At 66.0% G+C, this 26,594-nt stretch carries 19 protein-coding genes; 9 read left to right on the top strand and 10 right to left on the bottom strand.

Annotated elements, in window-relative coordinates; translation table 11 throughout:
- Positions 1–2: 2 nt before the first annotated feature.
- Positions 3–2,237: a glycoside hydrolase family 3 C-terminal domain-containing protein gene (locus EWM63_RS21145; RefSeq protein WP_165390883.1), complete on the bottom strand. Its 2,235-nt coding sequence runs from the start codon at positions 2,235–2,237 to the stop codon at positions 3–5.
- 98 nt (positions 2,238–2,335) lie between these two features.
- Positions 2,336–3,610 (bottom strand): sugar MFS transporter, encoded by a 1,275-nt coding sequence (locus tag EWM63_RS21140; RefSeq protein WP_207221351.1) that lies wholly within the window; start codon positions 3,608–3,610, stop codon positions 2,336–2,338.
- A 358-nt stretch (positions 3,611–3,968) separates the two neighbouring features.
- On the opposite strand from EWM63_RS21140, the gene EWM63_RS21135 reads away from it, so the two are divergent.
- The 4 genes from EWM63_RS21135 (at position 3,969) to EWM63_RS32960 (ending at position 10,728) form a co-directional block, all read left to right on the top strand.
- Positions 3,969–4,973, top strand: a complete 1,005-nt coding sequence (locus EWM63_RS21135) for a LacI family DNA-binding transcriptional regulator (RefSeq protein WP_130188303.1) — start codon at positions 3,969–3,971, stop codon at positions 4,971–4,973.
- A gap of 290 nt (positions 4,974–5,263) precedes the next feature.
- Positions 5,264–6,466 (top strand): AGE family epimerase/isomerase, encoded by a 1,203-nt coding sequence (locus EWM63_RS21130; protein ID WP_130188302.1) that lies wholly within the window; start codon positions 5,264–5,266, stop codon positions 6,464–6,466.
- The gene (locus EWM63_RS32485) at positions 6,463–8,838 is read left to right on the top strand and encodes a PfkB family carbohydrate kinase (RefSeq protein ID WP_229487407.1); all 2,376 of its coding nucleotides are present in this window, start codon (positions 6,463–6,465) and stop codon (positions 8,836–8,838) included. The genes EWM63_RS21130 and EWM63_RS32485 overlap by 4 nt, the downstream gene beginning before the upstream one ends.
- A 270-nt stretch (positions 8,839–9,108) precedes the next feature.
- Positions 9,109–10,728: a methyl-accepting chemotaxis protein gene (locus EWM63_RS32960; RefSeq protein ID WP_130188301.1), complete on the top strand. Its 1,620-nt coding sequence runs from the start codon at positions 9,109–9,111 to the stop codon at positions 10,726–10,728.
- Positions 10,729–10,924: 196 nt separating this feature from the next.
- On the opposite strand, the gene EWM63_RS21110 is transcribed toward EWM63_RS32960, so the two are convergent.
- The 3 genes from EWM63_RS21110 to rpsO all read right to left on the bottom strand — a co-directional run bounded on the left by EWM63_RS21110 (position 10,925) and on the right by rpsO (position 14,700).
- A complete protein-coding gene (locus tag EWM63_RS21110) occupies positions 10,925–11,971 on the bottom strand; it encodes a serine endopeptidase (RefSeq protein WP_130188300.1) in 1,047 nt (348 codons plus the stop codon).
- Positions 11,972–12,100: 129 nt separating this feature from the next.
- Positions 12,101–14,218 carry a polyribonucleotide nucleotidyltransferase gene (gene pnp / locus EWM63_RS21105; RefSeq protein ID WP_130188299.1) on the bottom strand — a complete coding sequence of 706 codons (2,118 nt, stop codon included), beginning with the start codon at positions 14,216–14,218 and terminating at the stop codon, positions 12,101–12,103.
- Between the two features lie 212 nt (positions 14,219–14,430).
- A complete protein-coding gene (gene rpsO, locus EWM63_RS21100) occupies positions 14,431–14,700 on the bottom strand; it encodes a 30S ribosomal protein S15 (protein WP_130188298.1) in 270 nt (89 codons plus the stop codon).
- Positions 14,701–14,872: 172 nt separating this feature from the next.
- Here rpsO and EWM63_RS21095 point away from each other — a divergent pair, with 172 nt between their 5' ends.
- Positions 14,873–15,361: a hypothetical protein gene (locus EWM63_RS21095; RefSeq protein ID WP_229487406.1), complete on the top strand. Its 489-nt coding sequence runs from the start codon at positions 14,873–14,875 to the stop codon at positions 15,359–15,361.
- A 79-nt stretch (positions 15,362–15,440) separates the two neighbouring features.
- On the opposite strand, the gene EWM63_RS21090 is transcribed toward EWM63_RS21095, so the two are convergent.
- The 3 genes from EWM63_RS21090 to EWM63_RS21080 form a co-directional block, all read right to left on the bottom strand.
- The gene (locus EWM63_RS21090; protein ID WP_130188296.1) at positions 15,441–16,982 is read right to left on the bottom strand and encodes a 2-isopropylmalate synthase; all 1,542 of its coding nucleotides are present in this window, start codon (positions 16,980–16,982) and stop codon (positions 15,441–15,443) included.
- A gap of 35 nt (positions 16,983–17,017) precedes the next feature.
- The gene (gene pssA / locus EWM63_RS21085) at positions 17,018–17,887 is read right to left on the bottom strand and encodes a CDP-diacylglycerol--serine O-phosphatidyltransferase (protein WP_130188295.1); all 870 of its coding nucleotides are present in this window, start codon (positions 17,885–17,887) and stop codon (positions 17,018–17,020) included.
- A gap of 119 nt (positions 17,888–18,006) precedes the next feature.
- On the bottom strand, positions 18,007–18,762 hold the full coding sequence (locus tag EWM63_RS21080) for an SIMPL domain-containing protein (RefSeq protein ID WP_130188294.1): 756 nt from the start codon (positions 18,760–18,762) through the stop codon (positions 18,007–18,009).
- Between the two features lie 175 nt (positions 18,763–18,937).
- Here EWM63_RS21080 and EWM63_RS21075 point away from each other — a divergent pair, with 175 nt between their 5' ends.
- Complete coding sequence (locus EWM63_RS21075; protein ID WP_229487405.1) at positions 18,938–20,575, top strand: alkaline phosphatase family protein; 1,638 nt, start codon at positions 18,938–18,940, stop codon at positions 20,573–20,575.
- 66 nt (positions 20,576–20,641) lie between these two features.
- Here EWM63_RS21075 and EWM63_RS21070 read toward each other — a convergent pair whose 3' ends face one another.
- Positions 20,642–22,837 (bottom strand): hybrid sensor histidine kinase/response regulator, encoded by a 2,196-nt coding sequence (locus tag EWM63_RS21070; RefSeq protein WP_130188292.1) that lies wholly within the window; start codon positions 22,835–22,837, stop codon positions 20,642–20,644.
- Positions 22,838–23,006: 169 nt separating this feature from the next.
- Here EWM63_RS21070 and EWM63_RS21065 point away from each other — a divergent pair, with 169 nt between their 5' ends.
- Genes EWM63_RS21065 through EWM63_RS21055 form a run of 3 tightly spaced genes read left to right on the top strand, consistent with a single transcriptional unit; the run spans position 23,007 to position 25,403 of the window.
- Positions 23,007–23,480 carry a nuclear transport factor 2 family protein gene (locus EWM63_RS21065; RefSeq protein WP_165390882.1) on the top strand — a complete coding sequence of 158 codons (474 nt, stop codon included), beginning with the start codon at positions 23,007–23,009 and terminating at the stop codon, positions 23,478–23,480.
- Positions 23,481–23,511: 31 nt separating this feature from the next.
- Complete coding sequence (locus tag EWM63_RS21060) at positions 23,512–24,648, top strand: sensor histidine kinase (protein ID WP_229487404.1); 1,137 nt, start codon at positions 23,512–23,514, stop codon at positions 24,646–24,648.
- Positions 24,645–25,403, top strand: coding sequence for a LytR/AlgR family response regulator transcription factor (locus EWM63_RS21055; protein ID WP_130188290.1), 759 nt, complete (start codon positions 24,645–24,647; stop codon positions 25,401–25,403). Before EWM63_RS21060 ends, EWM63_RS21055 begins: the two co-directional genes overlap by 4 nt.
- 167 nt (positions 25,404–25,570) lie before the next feature.
- Here the strand turns inward: EWM63_RS21055 and ilvC are convergent, their stop codons facing one another.
- Positions 25,571–26,587 carry a ketol-acid reductoisomerase gene (gene ilvC, locus EWM63_RS21050; RefSeq protein WP_130188289.1) on the bottom strand — a complete coding sequence of 339 codons (1,017 nt, stop codon included), beginning with the start codon at positions 26,585–26,587 and terminating at the stop codon, positions 25,571–25,573.
- Positions 26,588–26,594 lie beyond the last annotated feature (7 nt).

Genomic DNA, 26,594 nt, shown 5'->3' with positions numbered 1-26,594 from the left:
CGTCATCCTTTCGTTTTTGTCTTCAGGGGGTGGCCTGCCGCGTCCAGCACCTGGGCAGGCAATTGAATCGTTACGGTGCGCGCCGCATCATCCTGCGCATGGCGGGCCAGCTTCACCTGGTAGCGGCCACCGGCCACGTGCCACGTGCTGGCGCTGCCCCTCACCATGCCGAACAGGCGCGGGTCGATCGACAGTGTCACGCTGGTGCTGGCACCGGGTGCCAGGTCCACCTTGTCCCAGCCGGCCAGGCGCTTGGGCGATTCCCATTTCGCCGACAAAGGCGACACGTACACCTGCGGAACGTCCTTCCCGGCCACGCCGCCGGTATTGGTGACGGTGAAGCGCACCTGCACCTTGCCGTCGACCAGCTGCGCCTTCAGGTCCGAATAGCCGAACTGCGTGTACGACAGGCCGTGGCCGAACGGGAACAGCGGCTTGTAACCCTTCAGGTCGAACCACTTGTAGCCGACGGCGGCGCCCTCGTGGTAATCGACGGTGAAGCGCTCTTCTGGCTTTGCCGGGTCGCCGTCCAGCTTCGGCCGCGGCAACTGCGACTCGGCAGCGGGGAACGTGGCGGGCAGCCGGCCGGACGGATTGACTTCGCCGAACAGCACGCGGGCGATCGCCTCGCCGCCATTCGTGCCCGGATACCATGCCTCGACGACGCCGGCCACCCGGTCCACCCAGGGCATCATCACAGGCCCGCTGTTTTCCAGCACCACGGCCGTCTTCGGGTTGGCGGCGGCAACGGCGGCGATCAGCGCATCCTGGTTGTCGGGCAGCGCCAGCGACGTCGCGTCCAGCGCTTCGCCCACCCACTGCGTGGCGAACACCAGCACCACGTCCGCACCCGCCGCCAGGCGGGCCGCCCTGGCCGGATCGGTGCCATCGTCGAATGCCACCTGGGCACCCGGCACGCGGGCCTGGATCGCCTTCAATGGCGACGACGGGTAATACATGATCGGCCCCGGCCAGGTGGCCGGCAGCAGGCCGGGCACGGCATTGCCGCCGCGCGGATACACCAGCGACGAACCGCCGCCGGCCAGCACGCCCTTGTCCGCATGACCGCCGATGACGACGATCTTCTTCGCGGACGTCGACAGCGGCAGCAGCTTGCCGGCGTTCTTCAGCAGTACGATGCCTTCCTCGGCATCGGCCTGGCTGATGCGGCCATGGGCGTCGTAGTCGATCGCCCCACCCTCCTTCACCGGATGGTCGACGACGCCTTTCGCGAACATCGTGCGCAGGATCCGCAATGCCATGTCGTCGAGCCGTTTCTGCGGCACGAAATTGCTTTCCACCGCTTCCTCGAGCGCGCCGCCGAAGTAGCGGGACCGGTCGAATTCAAAGCCCGACTGCTGGTCCAGTCCCGCATTGGCCGCTTCCACCGTGCTGTGCGTGGCGCCCCAGTCGGACATCACGAAGCCCTTGAAGCCCCAGTCGCCCTTCAGCACGGTGTTCAGCAGCCACGGGTGCTCGCAGCCGTACGGCCCGTTGAGGCGGTTGTAGGCGCACATGAACGATCCCGCATCCGTCATTTCCAGCGCCACCTGGAACGCGAACAGGTCGGACATGCGCAGCGCCGCCGGGTCGATGCGGGCATCGAGCTCGAACCTTCCGGTTTCCTGGGCGTTCAGCGCGTAGTGCTTGATCGTCGCAATGACGTGGTTCGACTCGATGCCGCGCACCTGCTCGGCCACCATCACGCCGGCCAGCAAGGGATCTTCGCCGCCATACTCGAAATTGCGGCCGTTGCGCGGTTCGCGCATCAGGTTCATGCCGCCGGCCAGCATCACATTGAAGCCGGATGCGCGCGCCTCGAAGCCGATCATCCGCCCGCCTTCATAGGCCAGCTTGCGGTTCCACGTGGCCGCCGTGGCGATGCCGGAGGGCAGCGCGGTGCGCTCGCGCGGCGTGGTGGTGTTTTGCGTGGCCACGCCGATGCCGGCATCGGTGAGGAACAGCGCGGGCAGGCCCAGGCGCGGCAGCGGCGGCACGTAGCCGGCCGAGAACGGGAGCGCTTCGGGCACCTTCTTTGTCTTGTTGCCGCCGTGGTCCGCGCCGAAATGGCTCGACACCCAGTTCAGCTTTTCCTTCTGCGTCATTTCCTTGAGGACCAGCGCGGCGCGCCGGTCGGGGTCCAGGCTCTTGTCCAGCCAGGGCCGGGCCGACTCGGCTGCCGCGGCCAGGCATGGCAGTGCCGCCAGCGCCAGCAGGATTGCTGCGTCGTGCTTCATGGATTTCTCTCTCGCTTGTTGGTCGGCGCTCATTGCCGACGCTTATCGGTCGACGCTTATTGGTCGATGTTCATTGCTCGACATTCACTGGCCGACATTCACTGGTCTACATACATGCGCGCGTAGCGGATGCCGAAGTACAGGATGAAGACATAGCAGGCGGCCGGCACGAAGAACGACCATTGCAGCCCGATCGCATCGGCCAGCGCCCCTTGCACGAACGGCACGATGGCGCCGCCCACGATGGCCATGCACAGGATGCCGGAGCCCTGCCCCGTCTGCGCGCCGAGGCGGTACAGCGCCATGCTGAAGATCGTCGGGAACATGATCGAGTTGAACAGGCCCACGCCGATCACCGCCCACATGGCCGTTGCGCCGGAGCCGAAGATCGCCACCAGCAGCAGCATGATGCTGGCCATGGCGTTGAACGCCAGCGCCTTGCCGGGGCTTACCCTGCGCATCACGGCAAAGCCGATGAAGCGGCCGATCATCGCGCCGCCCCAGTAATAGCTGACATATTTCGCCGCCGCGCCGTGATCCAGGCCGGCGATCTGCGGCTCGCCGATGAAGTTGATCAAAAAGCTGCCGATCGCCACTTCCCCGCCCACGTAGAGGAAAATGCCGATCGCGCCCAGTACCAGGTGGCGGTGCGCGAGCACGGAGCCGCCGGCCGTCCGCGGCGTGTCGTCGGCGTGGGTGATCGCCGGCAGCCGGACCAGTGCGAACAAGACGGCCAGCACCAGCAACGCGGCGGCCAGCGCGAGATACGGGCCCTGCACGGCTGCCGCTTCGGAAAGCCGGTAACGCGCCAGCGCCTCGCCGGACAGCTGGCTGACATCGAATTCGGCCATGACGCCACCCAGGATCAGCATGCCGCCGAGTGCCGGCGCGATCGTCGTACCCAGGGAATTGAATGCCTGCGTGAGCGTCAGCCGGCTCGATGCCGTGGCCGGCGGTCCCAATACCGTCACGAACGGATTGGCCGCCACCTGCAGCACGGTGATGCCGGCGGCCAGCACGAAGAAGGCGAACAGGAACAGCCCGTAGCCGCTCGTTGCCGCCGGGTAGAACAGCGCGCAGCCGAGCGCCGCGACCATCAGCCCGGCCACGGCGCCGCGCTTGTAGCCGATGCGGCGGATCAGGGCGCCGGCCGGCAGCGACACGATGGCATACGCGCCGAAGAAGCAGAACTGCACCAGCATCGCCTGCACGTAGTTCAGCGTGTAGACCGACTTCAGGTGGGGGATCAGCACGTCGTTCAGCGATGTGAGCAAGCCCCACATGAAGAACAGCACGGTGATCACGACGAGGGGGAAGGTTTGCTGGGGCTGCGCGGGAGCGCTGCCCTGCGGCCCAAGGGCCGCGGGTGACATCTGTGCCATCGATTGTCTCCTGGTATCCGGCGAAAGGCCGGGTGTTGTTATGGCAACGATTCTCCATAAGCGTGCATGGCCGGTCAAACATGATCGGTAAAACGGGCCTAGTTTAGCGTCGTTCACTAAACAGCCCTGCCCGCCCTTTGCCATGGCGCGCCGCAGCATGGGGCATGCTTGCCCACCTTGTTTAGTAAATGCGACTAAACTGCCGCGCCCGGGCCCCTGGTTGTTTGACCATGGCCGAGCGGCTGTGCAAGACTGTGGCCATAAAGAGCGGTCGGGGCCACCAGGCCCGGTGCCCGCTCAACCACAACGGAGGCGAATCCATGAGCACATTTCCAGCGGGGAGCCGTCCATGACGGCCGCCACCGTCGCGCAGGGCGGCGTCACGATCCGCGACATCGCGCGCGCCGCCGGCGTTTCGGCGGGAACGATCTCGCGGGCCCTGAAGAACGAGCCGGGGCTGACCGAGGTCACGCGCCAGAAAGTGCTGGAAACGGCCCGCGACCTGGGCTACGACTTCTGCAAGCTGCGGCCCAAGCGGCTGCGGCGCCTCACGTTCCTGCTGCACCGCCAGCACAACACGGCCGCCAGCAGCCCGTTCTACTCGCCCGTGCTGCACGGCGCCGAGGAAGCGTGCCGCAAGCAGGGCATCGTGCTGTCGTTCATGGCGGTCGGCCCGGCCGATGGCCTGGTGGACCAGCTGCGCATGCATGCACCGGACGCCATCGTGTGCGCCGGTTTCTTCGAACCCGAACTGCTGTCGGCGCTGCGCGCCACCGGCAAGCCGATCGTGCTGATCGACATGAAGCTGCGCGGCTACAGCTCGGTCAATCCGGACAACATGATGGGCGGCTACCTGGCCACGAAGCACCTGATCGAACGCGGGCGGGAGCGCGTGGGCTTCATCTGCGGGTCGCTGTCGCACTACAGCATCCGCGAGCGCGCGCGCGGGTACCGGCAGGCGCTGTTCGATGCCGGCATCCTGGCCGATCCCCGGCTGGAAGCGCCGCTGCCCGATGGCGTGGACCTGGAACAGGGGGCATGGGAAGCGATGGAAACGCTGCTCGCACTGCCGAAACCGCCGGACGCGGTGTTCTGCTACAACGACAGCGCCGCGCTGGTGGCGATGCGCTGCTGCCTGGCGAAAGGCCTGAAGGTGCCGCACGACGTGGCCATCGTAGGCTTCGACGATATCTCGACGGCGGTGCTGGGCCACCGGCCGCTGACGACGCTGCGCATCAACAAGAAGGAACTGGGGGCGCTGGGCGTGGAGTTGCTGCTGAACGGCCGCGCCGGCGAGGCCGTGGAAAAGGTTGCGCCGGTCGAGCTGGTGGTGCGCACCAGCACCGTCTGCTGACCCAGGTGCCGGGCTCGCTGCTGGCTTAGCTGCTGGCTTGCCTGCCGACCTGGCAGCGGGCTTGACTGATCGGGGGAACCGCCACCACCACGAACTTGTACGCATTGCGCAGTAAAGCCGCAGCCGAAGGGCCGCGGAGGGGCGGCTGTTTGCCCATGAAATGACCCGCACGCGTGATCCGCGAATCCGCGATGCCAGGGGCACACGATATGAAACGATTTCCGCTGGCGCGATCCCGATGCCGGCCATGGCGCGGGTGCTGCGGAAAAACCTCTTGAAACGGACAATCGATGTTACCAGATTTTCATTCCCGCGAAACGTTGCTGCGGCATATCCGCGACACCCGCAATTTCTACGATCCCCGCTCGGTCGATGCCCGCGGCGGCTTCTATCACTTCTACAAGGACGACGGCACCGTCTACGACGCCCACACACGCCACCTGGTGAGCAGCACGCGCTTTGTCTTCAATTACGCGATGGCGTATCGCCACTTCCATGAAGAGGCGGACCTCCAGCGCGTGCGCCATGGCCTTGCCTTCCTGCGCGACGTGCACCGGGACCCGGCCACCGGCGGCTATGCATGGGAACTGGATTGGCGCGACGGCGTGAAGACCGTGACCGACGCCACGAACCACTGCTATGGCCTGGCCTTCGTGGTGCTGGCCTATGCGCATGCGCTGCAGGCCGGCGTGGCGGAGGCGCGCGGCTGGCTCGAGGAAACGTACGAACTGATGGAGCGGCGCTTCTGGGAGCCGCAACACGGCCTGTATGCGGATGAAGCGTCGGCCGGCTGGGAAGTGTCGCCCTACCGCGGACAAAACGCCAACATGCACTCGTGCGAAGCGATGCTGGCCGCGTTCGATGCCACCGCGGACGTGCGTTACCTGCACCGCGCCGAAACGCTGGCGCGCAACATCGCGGTGCGCCAGGCGGCACTGGCGGATGACCTGGTGTGGGAACACTACCGGGAAGACTGGTCGGTCGATGGCGACTACAACCGCCATGACAGCACCAACATCTTCCGCCCGTGGGGTTACCAGCCGGGCCACTTGACCGAGTGGGCGAAACTGCTGCTCATCCTGGAACGCCATGCGAGCCAGCTGGCCGGCCCGTCCGACTGGCTGCTGCCGCGCGCGGTCCACTTCTTCGATGCCGCACTGGCGAAGGCATGGGACGAACGGCACGGCGGCATCCACTACGGTTTCGCGCCGGACGGTGCGATCTGCGATGGCCACAAATACTTCTGGGTGCAGGCGGAAAGCTTCGCCGCCGCCGCCCTGCTGGCCGCGCGCACCGGCGAGCAGCGCTACTGGGACTGGTACGACCGCATCTGGCAATACAGCTGGGAGCATTTTGTCGACCACGTGCATGGCGCCTGGTACCGCATCCTGGGCCCGGACAATGCCAGGCTGACCGACGAGAAAAGCCCGGCCGGCAAGACCGACTACCACACGATGGGTGCCTGCTATGAAGTGCTGGCGGTGCTGAAATGAACGAACCCGTCTTCATCTCGGCCGGCGAAGCGCTGACGGACCTGATCGTGGCCGACGCCGCGCACATGCAATGGGCCGCGCGCACCGGCGGCTCGACGTGGAACGTGGCCCGGGCGATGGCCAAGCTGGGCGTGCCCACCGCGTTTGCCGGCGCCATCAGCCGCGATGTGTTCGGCGACGCGCTGTGGGAGGCATCGATGGCCTCGGGGCTCGACGCCCGCTTCCTGCAGCGGCTGGACAAATCGCCACTGCTGGCAGTCGTGCACCGGCTCTCGCCGCCCACGTATTTCTTCGTGGGCGACGACAGCGCCGACCTGCACTTCGACCCGCAGGCGTTGCCGGGACAATGGCGCACGCACTGCCGCTGGATGCATTTCGGCGGCATCAGCCTGGCACGCCAGCCGCTGGCTGGCCGGCTGGTGGAGCTGGCGCGGGAAGCGAAGCGCGCCGGCATCCGCATCAGCTACGACCCGAACTGGCGGCTGCTGATGGACGCGCGCTACGACCCCACGCTGCGCGCGATGACGGCGCTGGCCGACGTGGTCAAGGTGTCGGACGAGGACCTGGCAGGCCTGTTCCGCACCGACGACATCGAAGGCGCGTTCGCCACGCTGCGCGGTTTCAACCCGCAGGCACAGTTCCTGTATACGCGCGGCGAACATGGCGCATCGCTGCACGTGGGCGATGCGGCATGGCACACGCCGGCCTTCAATGTGAAGGTGGCCGACACCGTGGGCGCCGGGGACGCCAGCATCGCCGGTTTCGCGTACAGCCAGCTGGCGGCTCCCGATCGCACGCCCGCGGAGCACCTGCGCTTCGCCGCCGCGGCGGGCGCCGCGGCCTGCATCGGCGCGGGCGCCACGCCCCCACCGTGGCCGATATCGCATCACTGCTGGAGGTGGGCAACGCTTGAGTTTATGATGGCGGGATTTACAACCCCACCGGAGTATTCGATGAAGTTTGCCTTGCCCCTGGCCCTGCTTGGCCTGGCCACCGCCGCGCATGCCGCGCCGTCCGCGGCCCGGTTGCCCGATGCCGCCCGCCTTTACCAGAACAATTGCGCGTCATGCCACGGCGTGAAACTGGAAGGCGCGACGGCCCCCAGCCTGGCGGACAAGCAGTGGCTGCACGGCACGCCAACGCGGGCCAACCTGTCGAAGATCATCGCCAAGGGCTTGCCGGACAAGGGCATGCCCGGCTGGGAAGGCACGCTCGACAAGGCGCAGATCGCCGCGCTGGCCGATTACGTGGCGCCAGGCGGACGCAAGGCCACGGCCGCGGCGCCGGTGGTAGCGCAATCAGACACAGTGCAATCCGGCCAGGACGACGGCCTGGCCCGCCTGACGCTGCCGAAGGGCTTTTCGATTGCCGTGTATGCCGAGAACGTGGACACGGCTCGCTCGATGGCCGTGTCGCCTGGCGGCATCGTGTACGTGGGCTCGCGCAAGGCCGGCAAGGTGTACGCGGTGGTCGACGAGAACGGCGACAGGAAGGCCGACAAGGTCGTCACCATCGCATCCGGGCTGGACAACCCGATCGGCGTCACGCTGCTGGACGGCGCGCTGTACGTGGCCGAGATCGGGCGCGTGATCCGCTTCGACGCGATCGACAGGAACTACGCGAACAAGCCGGCCTACAAGGTGGTGAAGGATGACCTGCCGAACGATAAATGGCATGGCGAGAAGATCATCAAGGCCGGTCCGGACGGCAAGCTGTACATCCCCGTCGGCTCGCCCTGCAATACCTGCGACAAGGACGACGAGGTCTACTCGAAGATCTGGCGCATGAACCCGGACGGCACCGGCTGGGAAATGGTCGCCAACGGCATCCGCAATACCGTCGGCTTTGCGTGGCACCCGGTCACGAAGGACTTGTGGTTCACCGATAACGGCCCCGATGAAATGGGTGACAACAACCCGTCGTGCGAATTGAACGTGGCGCCGAAGGCGGGCATGCACTTCGGCTTCCCGTACTGCCATGGCGGGGTGGTGCCGGACCCGAAATTCGGCGCCGGCCGCAGCTGCGCGCAGTTCACGCCGCCGGTGGCGAAATTGGGCCCCCACGTGGCGCCACTCGGCTTGGCCTTCTACTCGGGCACGCAATTCCCGTCGCAATACCGCAACCAGGTGTTCGTGGCCGAACATGGCTCGTGGAACCGCACGCAGAAGATCGGCTACAAGGTCAGCCTCGTGACGCTGCAGGGCAACCAGGAAGTATCGACGACGACGTTCATCGACGGCTTCCTGCAGGGTGACGACGTGAGCGGCCGGCCGGTGGACATTGCCATCGCCCCGGATGGTGCCATGCTCATTTCCGATGACCATGCGGGCAAGATCTACCGCGTGACTTATACGGGCAATACGGGCAAGTGATCGGCATCGCGCGCAGGCGCGCTGCCGTCACGCAAAAACGCAACATTCATACGACATCGTATGACCCTTGATGTTGCGCTGCATCAACACCCATGTTAAGGTTGGGGCCTTCGCTCCCGGAACGAGACGGCCCCAACCTCCTGCCCGCCTCCCGCCCCATCCCTACCGGAATTTCGGCAGCATCGCGCCATGTCCCCGCGCATACGCCCGCCAGGCATCCTGGCGAACCGACCTCCCGGGCCGTGCGCCCTGCTCATTCACGCAAATGCCATGTTGAATCGTCTTTCCATTCGTACCCGCCTCATCGCCACGATGGCCATCCTTGGGCTGCTGATTGCCGTTACCGGCACCGTGGGCATCTATGGCGTCCACTCCGTCAACGCCGCCCTCGAACAGACTTACAGCAACCAGATGGCGTCGGCACAGGCCGTCGCCGCTGCAAAAGCGCAGCTGATGCGCGCACGGCTGGTACAGGATCGCGCGGTCTTCCATCCGGAGTCTGCCGAAGTGCCGGCCCTGCTCAAGCGCGCCGGCGAGTTCGTGGCCAAATCGGACACCGCCTGGAAGGAGTACCTCGCCTTGCCGCTGGAAGCGGCGGAACAGGCACTGTCGGACAAGGTGGCGGCAACGCGCAAGGACCTGATCGACAAAGGCCTGCATGCGCTGGCGCAGGCGCTGCGCGATGGCGATGCCGCGCGTGTCGACCATCTCGCCATGCACGACATGCAAAAGCTGTTTTCCGCCTACAGCGACGCGTCGGACGAGCTCGACGAGCACCTCACGCATCTCGCGCAAAGCAACTTCAAGGAGAGCCAGCGCCTGTACGGCACCGTGATGGCGCTATCGATCGGCGCGGTCGTCGCGGGCATCGTCCTGATCTTCGTGGCCTGCGCAACGCTGATGCGCGCCATTATGGGCCCGCTGCGCGAATCACTGGAACATTTCGACGCGATGGCAGCCGGCGACCTGTCGCGCCGTATCGATACGACCCGCCATGACGAAATGGGCACGCTGATGAAAGGCCTGGCCAGCATGCAGGACAAGCTTGCCGAAACCGTGCGCACCGTGCGCGAAGGCAGCGGCTCGATCGCCGTGGCCAGCAACGAGATCGCCGACGGCAACATGGACCTGTCGCGCCGCACCGAGCAGCAGGCGGCCAGCCTGGAAGAAACGGCATCGTCGCTGGAAGAGCTGACGTCGACCGTGCGCCAGAACGCCGACAATGCGCGCCAGGCCAACACCATGGCCGTCTCGGCGTCGCAGGTGGCCCAGCAGGGCGGCCAGATCGTAGCCCGGGTGATCGACACGATGGGCGCCATCACCACCTCGTCGCGAAAGATCGAGGACATCATCGCCGTCATCGACAGCATTGCCTTCCAGACCAATATCCTGGCGCTGAACGCCGCCGTGGAAGCAGCCCGCGCCGGCGAACAGGGCCGCGGCTTTGCCGTGGTGGCCAGCGAGGTGCGCACGCTGGCGCAGCGCTCGGCTGCCGCCGCCAAGGAAATCAAGACGTTGATCGCCGAGTCGGTCGCGAGCGTCGAAACCGGCTCGACCCTGGTCGGCCAGGCCGGCAACACGATGGACGAGATCGTGACCGGCATCGCCCGCGTGGCGGATATCATGGCCGAGATCCAGACGGCCACCGCCGAGCAGAGCTCGGGCATCGACCTGATCAACGATGCCGTCACGCAGATGGACCAGGTCACGCAGCAGAACGCCGCGCTGGTCGAGGAAGCCGCCGCCGCCGCCGGCGCCCTGCAGGAACAGGCTGCCACGCTGGAGCAGACCGTTGCCGTGTTCCAGCTGGACCAGCAGGCCCCGGCCCGCGCCGCTTTGCCTGTGCGACTCAAGGCTGCACAACCAACCGCTCAGCTGGCCTGGCAGTAACATTTCCTGACACCGGGGTCAGACCCTAATGCCGTTCAGATAAACCAAACCCAGAGGCAGATTCCGGGGTCAGACCCGCCGGGTCTGACCCCAGCCCTTCGCTTTTGGGGTGTCTGCATGCGGATCAATAGGCCAGCCAAGCACTAACGTAACGGCATTAGGGTCAGAGCCCGGTTTTGGGCAATATTTCGCCACGTTACGCTTTTTGCGAGGAGGCCTCGGTGCCGCAGCTGTAGCAGAAGCGGGTGAAGGCGTTCTTGCGCGCCGTGCACGCGGTGCAGTGGTTGAACAGGCCGATGCCGCAGTGCGGGCAAAAGTCCATCTTCGGGTCCTTCAGGTCGACCCCGCGCTCGCAGCCGGGGCAGACGCCCTTCCCCATCCGAGCCAGCGCGATGTCGTAGCCGAGGTTTTCGCGGCGCTGCGTATCCGGCAGCGCCTCGGCGGCGCGCTGCCGTTCCAGGTAGCGCTGCAGGCCAAGGATGGCTTGCCGGCCGACGATCACCGTCAGCAGGATGCCGACCACGTAACGCACGTAGCCACCGTAGCTGGGCAGGTAGGGCACCAGTTCGACGAAGAACGCGAACAGCGCGAAGAAGATGAAGCCCCACACGAACGGCCACCACGTGCTCTTGCGCTTGGTCTTCCACAGCCAGCCGGCGACCAGCAGCAGCGGCAGGGTCAGCGCGAGGCGGTAGGCAAACACGCGCAGTTCGCGCATGTGCAAGGCACGTTCGTACGATGGCTGCGCAGCCGCTTCGAGCGATTGCAGTTGCGTGTAAGCCGCAACGCGCGCCTGGCGCGCATTGAGCTGGAGCTGCTCCTGTTCCTGCACGCCGGTCAACGCCTTGTGCTCCGCCGCGGCCAGGCCATCGAGCTGCCGCGTGCGCGCGATGAGATCCGGATCCTGGTCGGGCCGGGCGGTGGCATGGCGCGTCGACAGCCAGTTGTTGAATGTTTCGCGCGATGACTCCGTATTGGCCTTCGCGACCCTGTGCTGTTGCGCGGCCTGCTCCAGCGCATCGTCGGCGGCTTTCTCGTTTCTTTGGGCAACCTCGATCGTTTCGCGCACGGATGCCAGCTTTGCATGATCGATGAATTGCTCCAGCTCAATCGGTTCCTCGACGAGATTGAGGTTGTCGACGATCTTGCCACCCAGGCCGATCAGGAAGCCTGCAAACAGGAAAGCCACCAGCCATAGGCCGCGCTGGAACCATTTTTCAGAAAGACGAAGGGCCTTGCTCATCGTGATGCTCCCGGTTAGTTGGACCGGAACGGAGCATAGCGGCTTTCGCTGCGGCGATGCTGTGGCAATCCTCTAAAAAAAAACCGCCGGGCTTGCGCACCGGCGGTTTCGGTCATCCAGGAAGGACGATTACTTGGCAGCGGCGCCTTCTTCGGCGGCAGCCTTCATCGACAGCTTCAGGCGGCCGCGATCGTCCGTTTCCAGGACTTTCACGCGCACTTGCTGGCCTTCCTTCAGGTAGTCGGCAACGGCGTTCACACGCTCGTTGGCGATCTGCGAGATGTGCAGCAGGCCATCCTTGCCCGGCATGACCTGCACGATCGCGCCGAAGTCCAGCAGCTTGAGCACGGTGCCGTCGTAGGTCTTGCCCACTTCGACCGATGCGGTCAGCTCTTCGATGCGGCGCTTGGCTTCCTGGCCGGCGGCGGCATCGACGGAAGCGATGGTGACCACGCCTTCGTCGCTGATGTCGATCTGCGTGCCGGTTTCCTCGGTCAGCGCGCGGATGACGGCGCCGCCCTTGCCGATCACGTCGCGGATCTTCTCGGGGTTGATCTTGATGGTGATAAGGCGCGGCGCGAAGTCGGACAGTTCCGTCTTCACGTGCGGCATCGCCTTCTGCATCTCGCCCAGGATGTGCTGGCGGCCTTCTTTTGCCTGCGCCAGCGCGACCTGCATGATTTCCTTGGTGATGCCCTGGATCTTGATGTCCATCTGCAGCGCCGTGATGCCGTTGGCGGTGCCGGCCACCTTGAAGTCCATGTCGCCCAGGTGGTCTTCGTCACCCAGGATGTCGGACAGCACGGCGAACTTGCCGCCTTCCTTGATCAGGCCCATGGCGATACCGGCCACGTGCGCCTTCATCGGCACGCCGGCATCCATCAGCGCCAGGCAGCCGCCGCAGACGGAAGCCATCGACGAGGAACCGTTCGATTCGGTGATCTCGGACACCAGGCGCACGGAGTAGCTGAACTCTTCCGGCGACGGCAGCGCGGCAACGAGTGCGCGCTTGGCCAGGCGGCCGTGGCCCACTTCGCGGCGCTTCGGCGTGCCCACGCGGCCCGTTTCGCCGGTGGCGAACGGTGGCATGTTGTAGTGCAGCATGAAGTCGTCGGTGTACTCGCCCATCAGCGCGTCGATCTTCTGCGAATCGCGGGCGGTGCCCAGCGTGGCCACGACCAGCGCCTGGGTTTCGCCACGGGTGAACAGCGCGGAACCGTGGGTACGCGGCAGGACCGACGTGCGGATCGCGATCGGGCGCACGGTGCGGGTGTCGCGGCCGTCGATGCGCGGCTCGCCGTTCAGGATCTGCGAACGCACGACCTTGGCTTCCATGTCGAACAGGATGTTGCCCACTTCAACGGAATCCGGTGCATCGGTGCCTTCGGCTGTGGCTTGCGCTGCCAGGTCGGCAATCACTTCGCTCTGCATCGAGCGCAGCGCCTGCTGGCGGGCCTGCTTGTTCTTGGTCTGGTATGCTTCGTTGATCTTGGCTTCGGCGAACTGCGCGACCTTGGCGATCAGCGCTTCGTTCTTGGCCGGCGCGGTCCATTCCTGTTCCGGCTTGCCGCCTTCTTCCACCAGCGCGTGGATCGCGTCGATCACGGCGCGCATCTGCTCGTGGCCATAGACCACGCCGCCCAGCATGATTTCCTCGGACAGCTGCTTGGCTTCCGATTCCACCATCAGCACGGCGGTTTCGGTACCGGCCACCACCAGGTCCATCTCGGACGTCTTCAGCTGGGTCGTGGTCGGGTTCAGGATGTACTGGCCATTGGCGTAGCCCACGCGGGCGGCGCCGATCGGGCCGTTGAACGGCACGCCGGCCACGCACAGGGCGGCGGAGGCACCGATCATCGAAGCGATGTCAGGGTCGATTTCGGGATTGACCGACAGAACGTGGATGATGACCTGCACCTCGTTCATGTAACCTTCCGGGAACAGCGGGCGGATCGGGCGGTCGATCAGGCGGGACGTCAGCGTCTCCTTCTCCGACGGACGGCCTTCGCGCTTGAAGAAGCCGCCGGGGATCTTGCCAGCTGCATAGGTCTTCTCGATGTAGTCGACCGTCAGCGGGAAGAAATCCTGGCCGGGCTTGGCATCCTTGCGCGCCACCACGGTCGCCAGCACGACGGTGTCGTCCACCGACACCAGGACCGCACCGGAGGCCTGGCGAGCGATCTCGCCAGTTTCCAGGGTCACGGTATGCTGGCCGTACTGGAAGGTTTTCGTAACTTTGTTAAACATGGGTAATCCCTTTCTATTTGCCGACAGATTTTCAGGCGCTGTCGTTCACCTCACCACAGGCGGCTGGCTGATGCCCGGCGCCTTACTGCTCTACTGTGCCGCGCGCAACGCGAGGTGCGTTCCACTTGGCAATAAATCATGATCCAGAATGCAAAATGCCTGCGTCAGCGAACTGGCGCAGGCATCTCGACTAAAACCGGGAATGCAAAAAATTACTTACGCAGACCGAGCTTGGCGATCAGGTCGCGGTAACGGGTTGCGTCCTTGTTCTTCAGGTAGGACAGCAGGCTCTTACGACGGTTGACCATCATGATCAGGCCGCGGCGGGAGTGGTGATCCTTGCTGTGGGCCTTGAAGTGGCCGTTCAGTTCGTTGATGCGTGCGGTCAGCAGTGCAACTTGGACTTCTGGCGAGCCGGTATCGTTCTGGGCGCGTGCGTTGTCCGCGATGATCGCGGATTTGTTGATGTTTTCTACGGACATGATGAACCTTTCACATGCGATGCGCGGAGTAAGAAACCCTGTACATCGTGAACTACGTTAAATGAATATGCCTGCCCATGCGGACAGACCCGCAAGTATAACGGAATTCGTGCGGGCCATGCGAACTTCTGACTACAATTGTTCAATTAGCCCGGGAGGCGATATGAGAAAGATGATCATTCCAGCAATGCCCGCCGTGCTGTTCGCCGCGCTGCTGGGCGGCTGCGCCTTTGGCCCGCCTCCGCAGCCGGGCGAGCCGATGGCAGCCGTCGAATCGCGCCTGGGCCAGCCCAGTGCCCGCTTCACGGCGGGCGGCGAAACGATCGCCGAATACGGCGCCGGCGCGTTCGGCCAGTTCACCTACATGGCGCGCTACGGCGCCGATGGCCGGCTGCGCTCCTATGAGCAGGTGCTCACGGATGAAAAATTCGCTGGCGTGAAGCTCGGCATCGATGACAAGACATCGATCCTGCACACCTTCGGCCACCCGGCCGAAACCATGTACCTGTCGCGGCGCGACCTCGAAGTGTGGAGCTACCGCTACAAGCAGTCGGGTGTGTGGGATTCGATGATGCACGTGCACTTCAGCCGGGATGGCAAGGTGCGCGAGATGATGGCGGGGCCGGACCCGCTGCGGGAGTCGCGGGAAGGATTCTTCTAACAAAAACCGGTGTCAGACACTGTTTTCCGGATGAATCTCCCGGAAAACAGTGTCTGACACCATGCCTCGAAGCCTGGCGCTAGATGCGCTCGGTCTGCGGATTGACGCGTTCCTTCGCGTGCAGCTTGTTCAGCGCGGCGAGATAGGCCTTGGCGGAGGCGACGACGATGTCCGGATCGGCGCCCACGCCGTTGACGATGCGCCCGGCCTGCGACAGGCGCATCGTCACTTCGCCCTGCGACTGCGAGCTGGGGCTGATGGCGGCGATCGAGAACAGCACCAGTTCGGCACCGGTGCGGGCCTCGCTTTCGATCGCGTTGACGATCGCGTCGACCGGGCCGTCGCCCGTGCCCTCACAGGCGACTTCGCGTTCGCCGGCCGAGAAGACGACGCGCGCATGGGGCAGTTCGCCCGTTTCGCTGCGCTGCGACAGCGACACCAGCCGGTAGTGCTCGCCCCCTTCCCGCTCTTCCGTGGAAACGAGGGCCATGATGTCCTCGTCGAAGATCTCGGCCTTGCGGTCGGCCAGGTCCTTGAAGCGGGCGAATGCGGCGTTGACGTCGCTTTCCGAATCGAGTTCGATGCCCAGTTCCTGCAGGCGCTGCTTGAAGGCGTTGCGGCCCGACAGCTTGCCCAGCACGATCCGGTTCGCCGTCCAGCCCACGTCCTCGGCGCGCATGATCTCGTAGGTTTCGCGCGCTTTCAGGATGCCATCCTGGTGGATGCCGGACGCATGCGCGAACGCGTTCGCGCCGACCACCGCCTTGTTCGGCTGCACGGCAAAGCCGGTAATCTGCGACACCATCTTCGAGGTGGCCACGATCTGCGTGGTGTCGATGCCGCACTCGAGGTTGTAGTAGCCGCCGCGCGTGCGCAGCGCCATTACCACTTCTTCCAGCGCGGTGTTGCCGGCGCGTTCGCCCAGGCCGTTGATCGTGCATTCGATCTGGCGCGCGCCGCCGATCATCACGCCGGCCAGCGAATTGGCCACGGCCAGGCCCAGGTCGTTGTGGCAGTGCACCGACCACACGGCCTTGTCGGCATTGGGGATGCGCTCGCGCAGCCGGCGGATCGTTTCGCCGAACAGTTCGGGCACGGCATAGCCGACGGTATCGGGGAAATTGATCGTGGTGGCGCCCTCGGCGATCACGGTTTCCAGCACGCGGCACAGGAAATCCTCCTCGGAGCGGCTGCCATCCTCCGGGGAAAATTCGATGTCGTCGGTGAAGCGGCGGGCAAAACGGATGGCTTGCGTGGCCTGCTCCAGTACCTGCTCGGGTTCCATGCGCAGCTTCATCTTCATGTGCAGCGGCGAGGTGGCGATGAAGGTATGGATGCGCTTCCGGGCCGCCGGCTCCAGCGCCTCGGCGGCGCGTTCGATGTCGCGGTCGTTGGCACGCGACAGCGAGCAGACGGTGGAATCCTTGATGGCGGCGGCGATGGCGCGGATGGCCTCGAAATCGCCGGGCGAGGCCGCGGCAAAGCCGGCTTCGATCACGTCCACGCGCAGTTTTTCCAGCTGGCGCGCGATGCGGATCTTTTCTTCCTTGGTCATCGAAGCGCCCGGCGACTGCTCGCCGTCGCGCAGGGTGGTGTCGAAAATAATCAGGCGGTTGCTCATGCATTGCTCCTTGATTGGCCGCCTGCCGGCACCGGTCAGCGGCGGTCGCTTTCGTCGATTTCCTCGTCGACCTGCACGATCGACACGGGCTTGCCTTTCGCCAGCCGCACGGCGAAGACCACGTAGCCGGACAGGCCGTACAGCACGAACAGCAGGAACATCACCTTGGGCGGATCCAGCGACACCAGCGTGAACGCCAGCGCGATCAGGAACACGGTGATGAAGGGCACCGACTTCTTGAAGTTGATGTCCTTGAAGCTGTAGTACGGCACGTTGGTCACCATCGTCAGGCCGGCGAACAGCGCCAGCGCCCACGATGCCCACGGGTAGTACACGCCATGCTCGCCCATGTCCACCATGACCAGCACGAAGCCGGCGATCAGCGCCGCCGCGGAGGGGCTGGGCATGCCCTGGAAGTAGCGCTTGTCGACGACGGTGATGTTGGTATTGAAGCGGGCCAGCCGCAGCGCGGCGCCGGCACAGTAGACGAAGGCGGCGATCCAGCCCAGCTTGCCCAGGCCGCGCAGCGACCATTCATAGATGACGAGCGCCGGTGCGGCGCCGAACGACACCATGTCGGACAGGCTGTCGTATTGCGCGCCGAATTCGCTCTGCGTATTGGTGAGGCGGGCCACGCGGCCATCGAGGCCGTCGAGCAGCATCGCCACGAAGATGGCCCAGGCGGCGTGCTCGAAGCGCTGGTTCATCGCCATCACGATCGCATAGAAGCCGCAGAACAGTGCGCCGGTCGTGAACGCGTTCGGCAACAGGTAGATGCCGCGGCGCGGCTGGAGTTCGCCCCGCTCGTTGGTCTTGCGGGCGAACCTGCTGAATGCGCTGCGACGCGGCGCCTTGCCGTTGGGAGCGGCACCGGCCTTGGGCCGGCGACGGGGAAATTTAGCCATGGAATGCCTGAGTGCTGCGTTATTGTTCTGTTCCTGCCGGGCATGCTGACCCGGCAGGGCGCACCCTATTATAGAGGAGCATGCAGGCGCACTGTCGCCCAAGTGACCCACCAGAAGCGTCAGCGGAAGCGCACCTTGCCCACGAGGCGCATCTGCAACGTGGTTTCGCCGGGCTCGAACGACGGTTCGGCCACTTCCGCCGAGTCCATCGACCGCTTGCTCATCGCCATCATCACCTGGCCGCCGGCTTCGCGGTCGGCATAATTGCCGGACCCCTCGAAATCCACCGTATCGAGCACGGCGTCGCTTACCGGCCGGCCCATCGCGCCCGCCACCGAGGCGATGCGTTCGTTGAGGTTCTTGTAGGTGGCGGCGATGCGCTGGTCGTCCAGTTTCTTTGTCGCGGCCGGCGTGAGGCCGAACTGGATCGCATTCAGCGTGAGCACCTTCTGCGCCGCGGCCACGGTCTTCGGCAAGCCGCCCAGATTGGTGGTCTTCACTTCCACGTAGTGCCCGACGCGCCAAGCGGTGGGCACGCGCGGCTTGCTCGCCGCCATCGGCTGCACCGGGCGGTCTTCCGGGTACACCGGGTAGGTGTAGTAGTTCATCGTCTTCAGGCTGGCCTGCGGATCTTCGCGCTTCAGGATGTCGAGGCCCTGCTTCATCTTCTGGTTGACGCGCGAGGCGGCGGCGGCCTTGTCCTTGTCCTGCTCCTCGACGGCCAGCACGGCGATCGCCTGGTCGTTCGGCGCCTTCACTTCGCCCGTTGCGGGGATGATGACGGTGGTGCCGGTGGTCGGCACCTGGGCCTGGGCACCCGCCTGCGCGGCGCTGAACACGAGTGCCGCGGCGGCGACGGTTTTCATCAGGGTCATGAGCCTCTCCTTGGTTGGATCCCGTTGTGTGAATCCTGGTTGAAATGGTGAGCGCACTTTAACCGATCCGCAACAACCGCCGGCCCCCAGTTGGTGAACGTTTGTAACAGCGATTCCATTGCGGCGGCACGCGAATCTGTCATCATGGAAGACTGACCGTTTTATGACCATGAAAATGAAAACTGCGATCTTGCTGCCACCGCTCCTGACATCACTGCTGCTGTCGATATCCGTGCCTGCCGCGGCGGCGCCGGCCAGGCCCGCCCCCGCCCCCAAGCTCGTCGTCGTGATGGCCGTCGACGGCCTGCCGCAGGAACAGCTGGTGCGCTACCGCGACCAGTTCGGCAAGGGCGGCTTCCGCCGGCTGCTCGACGGCGGCGCCTGGTTCAGCGATGCGCACCAGGCGCATGGCACCACCGTGACCGCGGTCGGCCATGCCGCCATCCTGACGGGCGCCTACCCGAACCAGCACGGCATCGTCGCCAACAACTGGATCGACCGGGCCACCGGCCAGCCGGTCTACTGCACCGAGGACCGCACCCACCAGTACATCGGCGAGGACACCGACCCGAGCGACGGCACCTCGCCCGCCCGGCTGCGCGTGGATACGCTGGGCGACCAGCTGCGCTACGCAACGGGCAACCGGGCCAAGGTCATCGCGGTATCCGGCAAGGACCGCGGTGCGATCCTGCTGGCCGGCAAGGGCGGCACCGCGTACATGTACATGGAAGGCAGCGGCAATTTCGCCAGCAGCACGTGGTACATGCAGCAGCACCCGCAATGGGTGCAGGCTTACCTGGCCGGCAAGCCGCAGGACCGCTACTACGGCCAGACGTGGCGCCCGCTGCTGGCCGACAGCGCCTATGCGAACGATGCGGAAGGCCCGCCGTTCTCGTTCTCCTACCGGGGCGAGAGCGGCAAGCCGGATGCCGATTACTACAAGCGGCTGAAGGAAGGCCCGGCCGTGGATGAGCTGACGCTGGACTTCGCCCGCGCCGCCATCGACGGCGAAGCGCTGGGCGCCAACCCGGCCGGCGTGCCGGACCTGCTGGGCGTGAGCCTTTCCGGCCATGACTACGTGAACCACCGCCATGGCCCGGAAAGCAAGATGTCGCACGACCATCTGCAGCGACTGGACCGCATGCTCGCCAGCTTCTTCACCCACTTGGACAAGCGCGTGGGCGCGGATGGCTGGATGATCGTGCTGACCGCCGACCACGGCTTCGCCAACAGCGCCGAGTTCTCGCAGCGGCAGCGCATCGATGCCGGCCGCATCGACGGCAAGAAGCTGCTGGCCGGCCTGGAACAGCACCTGGCCGCGACCTTCAACGGCCTGAAGCCCATCGTCAACGCCGTGCCGCCCAACATCTACCTCGACACGGCCGCGATCGACAAGGCGGGCATCCGGCGCGCCGACGTGGAAGCGGCCGCCAGCAAATGGCTGCAGGCGCAGGCCGGCGTCGCCGACGTCTACACCCGCACGCGCTTCGAGGAGAGCGGTGCCACCGGCACCCGGCAAGACCTGCTGATGCGCCGCGGCTGGCACCGTGCCGAATCCGGCGACATCGTCGTCGTGCCACGGGCCTACTGGGCATTCGGTTCGGGCACCAGCGGCGCCACGCACGGCACGCCGTACCGCTACGACACGAGCGTGCCGCTCATCATGATGGGCAAGCGGTGGATCACGCCAGGCAACTACACGCAATATGCCGAGGTGGTGGACATTGCGCCGACGCTGGCCGCCCTGCTGCAGGTGCGGGCGCCGGCCGGGGCCGAGGGCCGCGTGCTGACGGAGGCGCTGCGCCGGCCGTAGTGGCCATGCAGGGTGCCGGACACTATTTCCAGAGGAAATGGTGTCCGGCATCGGTTTTCGCTTGCTTTACCTGAGTGCCTGGAACAACTCCGCGATATCGTAAGGCTTGGCCAGCAGGCGCACGCCGGGCAGGCTGACGCGGCTGTCGGTGTAGCCGGTGGCCAGCACGATGCGCACTTCCGGGTAGCGCGTCAGCACGATACGCGCCAGTTCCACGCCGCCGATCGCGCCGGGCATCACGATGTCGGAGCACAGCTGGCGCACCGGCGCCCCCGACTCCAGCACGGCCAGCGCTTCCTCGCCGCTGGCGGCGGCCTGCACCTCGAAGCCGGCCGTGGCCAGTGCCGCCATCATCGTCTCGCGCACGAGCGGGTCGTCCTCGACGAACAGCACCAGCCCCTCGGCGCACTGCAGTTCGGGCGGTACGGCCGGCGCGCTGGCGCCCTGCACCGTTGCGTCGGCGGCCGCGCGCGGCAGCCAGATCGTCACCGTGGTGCCGGCACCCGGCACGCTGTCCAGCACCAGCGTGCCGTTCGACTGGGTCGCGAAGCCGTAGGCTTGCGGCAGGCCCAGGCCGGTGCCCTTGTCCACTCCTTTCGTCGTGTAGAACGGTTCCAGTGCGTGCGCCAGTGTTTCCTGGCTCATGCCGGTACCGGTATCCGTGACCGACAACCGCAGGTAGTCGCCCGGTGCCAGCCCGTGCGCCGGGCCCGGCAGCACCTGCTTGCTCAGTGCCACGCCGACCTTGCCGCCGGCCGGCATCGCATCGCGCGCATTGATGACGAGATTGAGCAGGGCCAGTTCCATCTGCAGCGGATCGATCGTGACCGGCCACGGCGCGGCAGGCAGGTCGAGCGACAGTTCCACGCTGTCCGGCAGCGCATTCTTCAGCATCGGCAGCACATTGTGGATGGCTGTCACGGGATCGACGGTGGCCAGCCGCGCATCCTGCACCGTGCCGAAGGAGCGCATCTGCCCCGTCAGCGTGGTGGCACGCGCGATGGCGCGCTGGCACGTTTCGGCCAGCGCCTGCACGCGTGCCCGGTCGTGCGTGAGCGGAATCAGTTGCAGCGCGCCGGACAGGGTTTGCAGCACATTGTTGAAATCGTGGGCGATGCCCGCCGTCAGGCGCCCCAGCGCTTCCAGCTTCTGGCCCTGCAGCAGCGCACGCTGGGCGCGCTCGGCGGCGGCCACCGCCTCGGCCACCTTGCGTTCCAGCTCCGCCTCGTTGTCGCGGATCCGGGTGCCCGCGTCGGCCAGCGCGGCGCTGACGGCGTCCGCTTCGGCCATGCCCGACGCCACCGCCACGACCGGTTCGCCCCGGCCCAGCGCTTCCGCGCAGCGCCGCAGCTGCTCGATCGGCGCGGCAGTGCGCCGGGCATACCAGTGGGCGCCGCCGATCGACAGGGCCAGCATCAGCAGCGTCATCGCGGCAAACCCGGTGGCCGCATAGATCGCCGGCCGGCGCATCTCTTCCAGCGGCACGCTGAGGATCACGGTCCAGCCCGACAGCGGCGCACGGCTGAAGAAGGCCATCGTCTCGATGCCTGACAGCGTGACGCCCTGGTGCACGCCGGACCGTTCGCCGGCCTGGATGCGGGCGCGCAGCGCGGGGCGCACGCTCATGCCGATATATTTGTGCGCATCGCGGCTGCGCGCGATCACGCGGCCCTGCCGGTCGGTCAGCGACGCGGTCCACGCCGGCGGCAAACCCTGCTGGACCAGCAGCGGTACCAGCCGGTCCGCCGCCAGGCCCATCGCCAGGTAGTAGCGCAGCTTGCCGTCGATCCGCACCGGGACCTGCACCGCGATATCGGGTCGCTTGCCGACGGGCGCGACGAACAGGTCGGAAACGACCGTCCCCTCCAGCCCGGCGGCGCGGCGCAGTGCCATCAGGTTCGACTTGCCCTGCACCGGCGCGCCGCCGAACGGCTGCCGGCTGTTGAGCAGCTGGCGCCCTTCCAGGTCGGTCACGACGATCACCGAATATGCCGGTGGCGCCACCCGGCGGGCCTGCTCGTGAAAGGCGCGGAAATCGCCCTGCTGCAGGGCCGGCACCGTGGCCAGCGTGCGCAGGATGCCCTCCATCGTCAGCAGCTCGCTGTCCGCCAGCAGCGACAGTGCCCGCACCGCCTCCTGCATGCCGGCCACTTCCGCCTTGCGCTGCTCCTGGTACACATACCATACCGCCACCGACGCCGCCACGATGGCGGGAAACAGGATCGACAGGATCAGCAACAGCAGGCGGGTTCGGATGCGCATGGGACTTTCGGAACGGTGGTGACGAAACAGCAATATCGATTCTAGCCGAGCAGGGCGCGCAGCGGCGTGCCCGTTCTGGCGCGCACAGGTACCGGTTCGCCGCAAAATGGCACCGGCCCGCGCGCGGCCGGCCTACATTGCCGGCATCACTTCTTCCGGAGCATCGACCATGAAAAGACTGCTTGCCACCGCCCTGCTGCTGTCCGCCTTCTGCCATCCCCTCGCCCACGCGCAGCCGGCCGGCGACGATGCGGTCGCCGTCGCGGAGATCGGCACCATCGTCAAGGCGTTCCAGGCCGCGATCGTGGCGAAGGACCGGGCCGCGCTGGAAGCGATGTTCCTCCCGGCCGACAACAGCTGGCTGACCGTGGCCAGCGATGCCGTGAAACGCAAGCCGGGCCAGCCACGCGTGCGGCCATCGAGCTACCGGCAGTTCGCCGAGTTCGTCGGCAACAGCAAGCTGCCCGTCGAGGAGCGTTTCTACAATGTGCGCATCCACAGCAATGGCAGCGTGGGGGCGGTCTATTTCGATTTCGACTTTGTCGAGGATGGCAAGGTCACCAATCGCGGTGCGGAATCCTGGCACCTGGTAAAGACGGAAAGCGGCTGGAAGATCAGTTCGATGGTGTTTTCGCTCGGCTGACGTTTCGGCGACTTGCCGCTACAATCGCCCGATGTCCGAACGCTCCTTCGATACCGCCCGCCTGGCCGACCCGCCTTTTCGCCATGCGCTGCTGGCGGCGCTGCCGATCACGGCATGCATCGCGATCATGGGCGTGCCGGACTTCGGCCACGAGCGGCCGCTGATCTTCCGCACGCTGTACCTGTGCACCTACCTGGCGTGGATCGCACCGACCGCCTGGCTGCAGCGCCGCCTGTGGCAGCGTGGCCTGCCCTGGTGGGGCACCGTGCTGGCGCTGCTGGCGGCCACGTACGCCATGTCGGTGGCGAACAGCCTGCTGGGGCAGACACTGGGCATCCACCTGGCGCTGCGCGAAGGCTACCACTGGCGGAACCTGTTCGCCGGCCTGGACGGCTGCTGGCTGCCGCTGATCGCCTTCTGCGCCACGCATGCGGTGGTGGCCTACAACAGCGCGCTGGGCCACGAGCGCTCGCGCGCGGCCGAGGCGCTGCTGCTGGCCCGCGATGCGGAGCTGCGCGCGCTGCGCTTCCAGCTGCAGCCGCACTTCCTGTTCAATACCCTGAATGCGGTGTCGGCACTGGTGGCCACGGGCCGCGACCGCGACGCCAACCGGATGATCGCGCAGCTGGCGGATCTGCTGCGCGCCACGCTGGCCACCGGGCACGCGCACGAGCACGCGCTGGCCGACGAACTGGCGCTGACCGAGGCTTACCTCGAGATCGAGAAGGCGCGGCTGGGCGAGCGGCTGCACATCGACATCGATATCGGCCCAGGCCTGCTCGATGCGCAGGTGCCATGCCTGCTGCTGCAGCCGCTGGTGGAAAACGCCGTGCGGCATGGCATCGCGCCCGATGCGGCGGGCGGCGCCCTGGCGCTGGCGATCGCCGATGCCGGCGGCATGCTGCGCATCCGGCTGGTCAACGATGCGCGCATCGCGGCGACGAAGGATGGCGAATCGCTCGGCGTGGGCATGCGCAACGTGGCCGATCGGCTGAAGAAGCTGTATGGCGACGCGTCCCGCTTCACGGCCCGGCAGCTGGCCGACAACCGGTTCGAAGTAACGATCGAATTGCCGCTGCGGCGCGATGCCGGCGCGGGCGCATCATGGATGCGTGCATCGGGGGCGCATGTGTCAGGGATGCATGCGTCAGGGGTGCGGGCGGCATGATGCGCGCCCTCGTCATCGACGACGAGCCGCTCGCGCGCGCCGGCGTGCTGGCCCGGCTGCGGCACTGCCCGGATATCGACGTTCTGGCGGAACTCGGCGACGGCCCCGCGGCGCTGGCCGGCATCCGCGAGTCACGGCCGGACCTGGTGTTCCTCGACGTCGACATGCCGGGCCTGAACGGGCTCGACGTGCTGGCCGCCCTGCCGGCGTCGGAACGTCCGCTGGCCGTGCTGCTGACGGCCTACGAACAGTTCGCCGTGCAGGCGTTCGCACTGGACGTCGTCGACTACCTGTTGAAACCCGTGGAAGACGAGCGCTTCGCCGAAGCGGTGGCGCGGGCGCGGCAGGCGTGGCGCTTCCGGCACCAGGCCACGCCGTCCCCGATGGTGGACCCGCGACCGCAGGCCGGATACCTGTCACGCTTTACCGTGCGCTACGGCAGCCGCCTTGTGTTCGTGCCGGCGGACGACGTGGAATGGATCGATGCGGCCGGCGATTACGCCACGTTGCACGTGGCCGGCCGGGAATACCTCGTGCGCACGCCGCTGCACCGGTTGATTGAAGCGCTCGATCCGGCCGTGTTTGCCCGCGTGCACCGCTCCGCCATCGTGCGGGTCGACCGCGTAGCGGAACTGCGCACGCTGGGCAACCGCGACGCCTTGCTGCGCCTGCGCGACGGCACGCCATTGCGTGCCAGCCGCACCTATATCGACGCACTGCTGGCGGCGCTGGAAAAGCAGCGCAGCACCGCCTGAATCGATTGTTGCCCTCGAAGCCCGCCAAGGAAATATTTCCAGAATTCGGGGACTGTCCCCATTTCCTGGAAATATTTCCTAAAATCGGGGACAGTCCCCGATTTTAGGAAATATTGCGGCGAAAAAAAACGGCCCGCGAGGGCCGTTTTCCGTGACGCGCAAACCGATCAGTTCTTCGACTTGTCGACCATCTTGTTGGCGGCGATCCAAGGCATCATCGCGCGCAGCTTCGAGCCCACTTCTTCGATCTGGTGCTCGGCCGTCAGGCGGCGGCGCGAGATCAGGGTCGGTGCGCCGGCCTTGTTTTCCAGGATGAAGGACTTGGCGTATTCGCCGGTCTGGATATCCTTCAGCACGGCGCGCATGGCTTCCTTGGTTTCGGAAGTCACGATGCGCGGGCCGGTCACGTACTCGCCATACTCGGCGTTGTTCGAGATCGAGTAGTTCATGTTGGCGATGCCGCCTTCGTAGATCAGGTCGACGATCAGCTTCAGTTCGTGCAGGCATTCGAAGTACGCCATTTCCGGCGCGTAGCCCGCTTCCGTCAGCGTTTCAAAGCCGGCCTTGATCAGTTCGACGGCGCCACCGCACAGCACGGCCTGTTCGCCGAACAGGTCGGTCTCGGTCTCTTCGCGGAAGTTCGTTTCGATGATGCCGGCCTTGCCGCCGCCGTTTGCCGAAGCGTAGGACAGGGCGATGTCACGGGCGTTGCCGGACTTGTCCTGGTACACGGCGATCAGGTGCGGCACGCCGCCACCCTGCTTGTACGTGTTGCGCACGGTGTGGCCGGGGGCCTTCGGTGCGACCATGATCACGTCCAGGTCTTCGCGCGGCACGACCTGGCCGTAGTGCACGTTGAAGCCGTGAGCGAACGCCAGCACGGCGCCCTGCTTGATGTTCGGTGCAACGTTTTCGTTGTAGACCTGGGCGATGTTCTCGTCCGGCAGCAGGATCATGACGACGTCGGCCGCCTTGACTGCATCGTTGACTTCGGCAACCTTGATGCCGGCCGATTCGACCTTCTGCCACGACGCGCCGCCCTTGCGCAGGCCGACGGTGACGTTCACGCCGGATTCGGTCAGGTTCTGTGCGTGCGCGTGACCCTGCGAGCCGTAGCCGATGATGGCAACGTTTTTACCCTTGATCAGGGAGAGGTCAGCGTCTTTGTCGTAGAAAACTTTCATGGTCATT

This window comes from Pseudoduganella lutea (assembly GCF_004209755.1).
Classification (GTDB): domain Bacteria; phylum Pseudomonadota; class Gammaproteobacteria; order Burkholderiales; family Burkholderiaceae_D; genus Rugamonas; species Rugamonas lutea.
This window is presented reverse-complemented; position numbering and strand designations above follow the sequence as displayed.

Excerpts from the sequence above, each read along its gene's own strand:
- ilvC (WP_130188289.1), bottom strand. The coding sequence starts at position 26,587 with ATGAAAGTTTTCTACGACAAAGACGCTGACCTCTCCCTGATCAAGGGT.
- EWM63_RS21070 (WP_130188292.1), bottom strand. The coding sequence starts at position 22,837 with ATGCGCATCCGAACCCGCCTGCTGTTGCTGATCCTGTCGATCCTGTTT.
- EWM63_RS21110 (WP_130188300.1), bottom strand. The coding sequence starts at position 11,971 with ATGAGCAAGGCCCTTCGTCTTTCTGAAAAATGGTTCCAGCGCGGCCTA.
- EWM63_RS21055 (WP_130188290.1), top strand. The coding sequence starts at position 24,645 with ATGATGCGCGCCCTCGTCATCGACGACGAGCCGCTCGCGCGCGCCGGC.
- EWM63_RS21095 (WP_229487406.1), top strand. The coding sequence starts at position 14,873 with ATGATCATTCCAGCAATGCCCGCCGTGCTGTTCGCCGCGCTGCTGGGC.
- pnp (WP_130188299.1), bottom strand. The coding sequence starts at position 14,218 with ATGTTTAACAAAGTTACGAAAACCTTCCAGTACGGCCAGCATACCGTG.
- EWM63_RS32960 (WP_130188301.1), top strand. The coding sequence starts at position 9,109 with ATGTTGAATCGTCTTTCCATTCGTACCCGCCTCATCGCCACGATGGCC.
- EWM63_RS21075 (WP_229487405.1), top strand. The coding sequence starts at position 18,938 with ATGAAAACTGCGATCTTGCTGCCACCGCTCCTGACATCACTGCTGCTG.
- EWM63_RS21135 (WP_130188303.1), top strand. The coding sequence starts at position 3,969 with ATGACGGCCGCCACCGTCGCGCAGGGCGGCGTCACGATCCGCGACATC.
- pssA (WP_130188295.1), bottom strand. The coding sequence starts at position 17,887 with ATGGCTAAATTTCCCCGTCGCCGGCCCAAGGCCGGTGCCGCTCCCAAC.
- EWM63_RS21090 (WP_130188296.1), bottom strand. The coding sequence starts at position 16,982 with ATGAGCAACCGCCTGATTATTTTCGACACCACCCTGCGCGACGGCGAG.
- EWM63_RS21060 (WP_229487404.1), top strand. The coding sequence starts at position 23,512 with ATGTCCGAACGCTCCTTCGATACCGCCCGCCTGGCCGACCCGCCTTTT.
- EWM63_RS21080 (WP_130188294.1), bottom strand. The coding sequence starts at position 18,762 with ATGACCCTGATGAAAACCGTCGCCGCCGCGGCACTCGTGTTCAGCGCC.
- EWM63_RS21145 (WP_165390883.1), bottom strand. The coding sequence starts at position 2,237 with ATGAAGCACGACGCAGCAATCCTGCTGGCGCTGGCGGCACTGCCATGC.
- EWM63_RS32485 (WP_229487407.1), top strand. The coding sequence starts at position 6,463 with ATGAACGAACCCGTCTTCATCTCGGCCGGCGAAGCGCTGACGGACCTG.
- EWM63_RS21065 (WP_165390882.1), top strand. The coding sequence starts at position 23,007 with ATGAAAAGACTGCTTGCCACCGCCCTGCTGCTGTCCGCCTTCTGCCAT.
- EWM63_RS21130 (WP_130188302.1), top strand. The coding sequence starts at position 5,264 with ATGTTACCAGATTTTCATTCCCGCGAAACGTTGCTGCGGCATATCCGC.
- rpsO (WP_130188298.1), bottom strand. The coding sequence starts at position 14,700 with ATGTCCGTAGAAAACATCAACAAATCCGCGATCATCGCGGACAACGCA.
- EWM63_RS21140 (WP_207221351.1), bottom strand. The coding sequence starts at position 3,610 with ATGTCACCCGCGGCCCTTGGGCCGCAGGGCAGCGCTCCCGCGCAGCCC.